The sequence below is a fragment of the Paracoccus versutus genome (assembly GCF_000763885.1).
GTDB lineage: Bacteria > Pseudomonadota > Alphaproteobacteria > Rhodobacterales > Rhodobacteraceae > Paracoccus > Paracoccus versutus.
In genome coordinates this window covers 1-2272 of the sequence record NZ_JRKO01000144.1, presented here as the reverse complement: position 1 = coordinate 2272, position 2272 = coordinate 1, and the positions used below count along the sequence as shown (strand labels likewise).

The window sequence follows — 2272 nt, the reverse complement described above, 5'->3', positions numbered from 1 at the left end:
GGAAACGAGTCGGCGGAATATTAGGCCAGTTCAACCTCAGCGTGGAAGCCGACAATGACAGCCACCCAACCGAACATCCATGACCTGCTTGCGCGCCGCCGGCCCGGACATGCGCTGGAACAGCCCTTCTACACCTCGGCCGAGATCTATCAGCTCGACCTGGAGAATATCTGGTATCGCGAATGGCTCTATGCCATCCCGGCCTGCCAGCTGGCCAGGGCGGGCAGCTACGTCACCCTGAAGATCGGCGATTACAACGTCATCATCGTCAAGGGCCGAGACGGCGAGATCCGCGCCTTCCACAACTCCTGCCGGCACCGCGGCTCGATCGTCTGCAAGGCCCGCGAGGGCCAGGTGGCCAAGCTGGTCTGCCCCTATCACTCCTGGACCTACGACCTCGACGGCCGGCTGGTCTGGGCCGACAAGATGAATGCCGATTTCGACCCCTCGCAGCACGGGCTGCGCAGCGTCCATCTGCGCGAGGTCGGTGGCCTGGTCTATATCTGCCTGGCCGAGAACCCGCCGAACTTCGAAACATTCGCGCAAAAGGCGGCGCCTTATCTGGACGTGCACGACCTCGGCGACGCCAAGGTGGCCCATACCTCCTCGATCATCGAGAAGGGCAACTGGAAGCTGGTGTGGGAAAACAACCGCGAATGCTATCATTGCAGCGCGAACCATCCGTCGCTGTGCCGATCCTTCCCGCTGGACCCGGAAATGTCCGGCATCATGCCCGACGGCAGCGTCTCGGAAAAACTGCAGGCGCATTTCGACCGCTGCACCGCGGCGGGCGCACCCGCGCAGTTCTACCTGGGCGAGCACGGCCAGTTCCGCCTGACCCGCGCCCCGCTGGAAGGCGATGCGGTCAGCTATACCATGGATGGCAAGGTCGCGGTGCAAAAGAACCTGGGCCGGGTGCCCTTTGCCGACGCCGGCCCGCTGATGGTGTTCCACTACCCGACCACCTGGAACCATTTCCTGCCCGATCACTCGCTGACCTTCCGGGTGATGCCGATCAGCCCGACCGAGACCGAAGTGACCACCACCTGGCTGGTGCACAAGGATGCGGTCGAGGGGGTGGACTACGACCTCAAGCGCCTGACCGAGGTCTGGATCGCCACCAATGACGAGGATCGCGAAGTGGTCGAGACCAACCAGCTTGGCGTCAGCACGCCCGCCTTCGTTCCCGGTCCCTATTCGGACTATTGGGAAAGCGGCGTCATCCAGTTCGTGGACTGGTATGCGGATGCCATGGAGCGTGCGCTCGGCCCCAGCCGCATGGCGGCCGAGTGACGATGAACGCAGCACTGAAACCGACGCTGGCCTTCTGGACCGACGCCGAGGAGCTGGAATGCGTCTCGTTCCTGCCCGAGGCGCCGGATGTGATGACCTTCTGCTTCCGCAGCCCCTCGGGCGCGCTCTTCAGCCATGAGCCGGGGCAGTTCCTGACGCTGGAGCTGCCCCTGCCCGGCGGGGTGCTGCATCGCACCTATACCATCTCGTCCTCGCCCTCGCGGCCGACCTCGCTGACGGTGACGGTCAAGGCGCAAAGGGATTCCATCGGCACGCGCTGGATGTTCGACCACCTGCGGCCGGGGATGCGGATCCGCGCCAGGGGTCCGGCGGGCAAGTTCTCGATGATGCGGGATCCGGCTGCGAAATACCTGTTCATCTCGGCCGGATCGGGCATCACGCCGATGATGTCGATGACGACCTTCCTTTACGATTCCGGGCGGGCGCCGGACATCGTCTTCGTCAACTGCGCCCGCCGCCCCTCCGAGATCATCTTCCGCGAGCGGCTGGAGCACATGGCGACGCGCGTCGCCGGCATCGACCTGAAATGGATCGTCGAGGAACCCGACCCCTATCGGCCCTGGACCGGCTATCGCGGCATGGTCAACCAGCTGGTGCTGGGCCTGGTCGCGCCCGACTACCTGGAGCGCGACGTCTATTGCTGCGGCCCCGAGCCCTTCATGCAGGCGGTGCGCGACATCCTGCACGGGCTGGGCTACGACATGGCCCGCTATCACCAGGAAAGCTTCGGCGGCCCGCCGGCCGAGGCCGAGGCGGTGCCCGAGGACGTGGTGCCGCAAGAGGACGCGCTGGCCGAGGTCAGCTTCGCCGCATCCGGCAAGACCGCCCGCTGCGCGCAAACCGAGACCATCCTGGCCACGGCGCGGGCGGCGGGCATCCCGATCCCCTCGGGCTGCGGCATGGGCATCTGCGGCACCTGCCAGGTGCTCAGGCTCTCGGGCCAGGTCCACATGGTCCA

The 2272-nt window shown here is 65.7% G+C and carries 2 protein-coding genes; both read left to right on the top strand.

The features are described 5' to 3' along the window. The first annotated feature begins 54 nt into the window (after nucleotides 1–54). Entirely contained in the window at nucleotides 55–1293 is a 1239-nt protein-coding gene (locus IT40_RS26275; RefSeq protein WP_036761439.1) for an aromatic ring-hydroxylating oxygenase subunit alpha, read from the top strand. 2 nt (nucleotides 1294–1295) lie between these two features. Beyond that, a partial coding sequence (locus IT40_RS26270; protein WP_036761438.1) for an FAD-binding oxidoreductase occupies nucleotides 1296–2272 on the top strand: 977 nt, incomplete at its 3' end.

What these genes read in the sequence shown, in the direction of transcription:
- IT40_RS26275 (WP_036761439.1), top strand. Translation starts at nt 55, where the DNA reads ATGACAGCCACCCAACCGAACATCCATGACCTGCTTGCGCGCCGCCGG.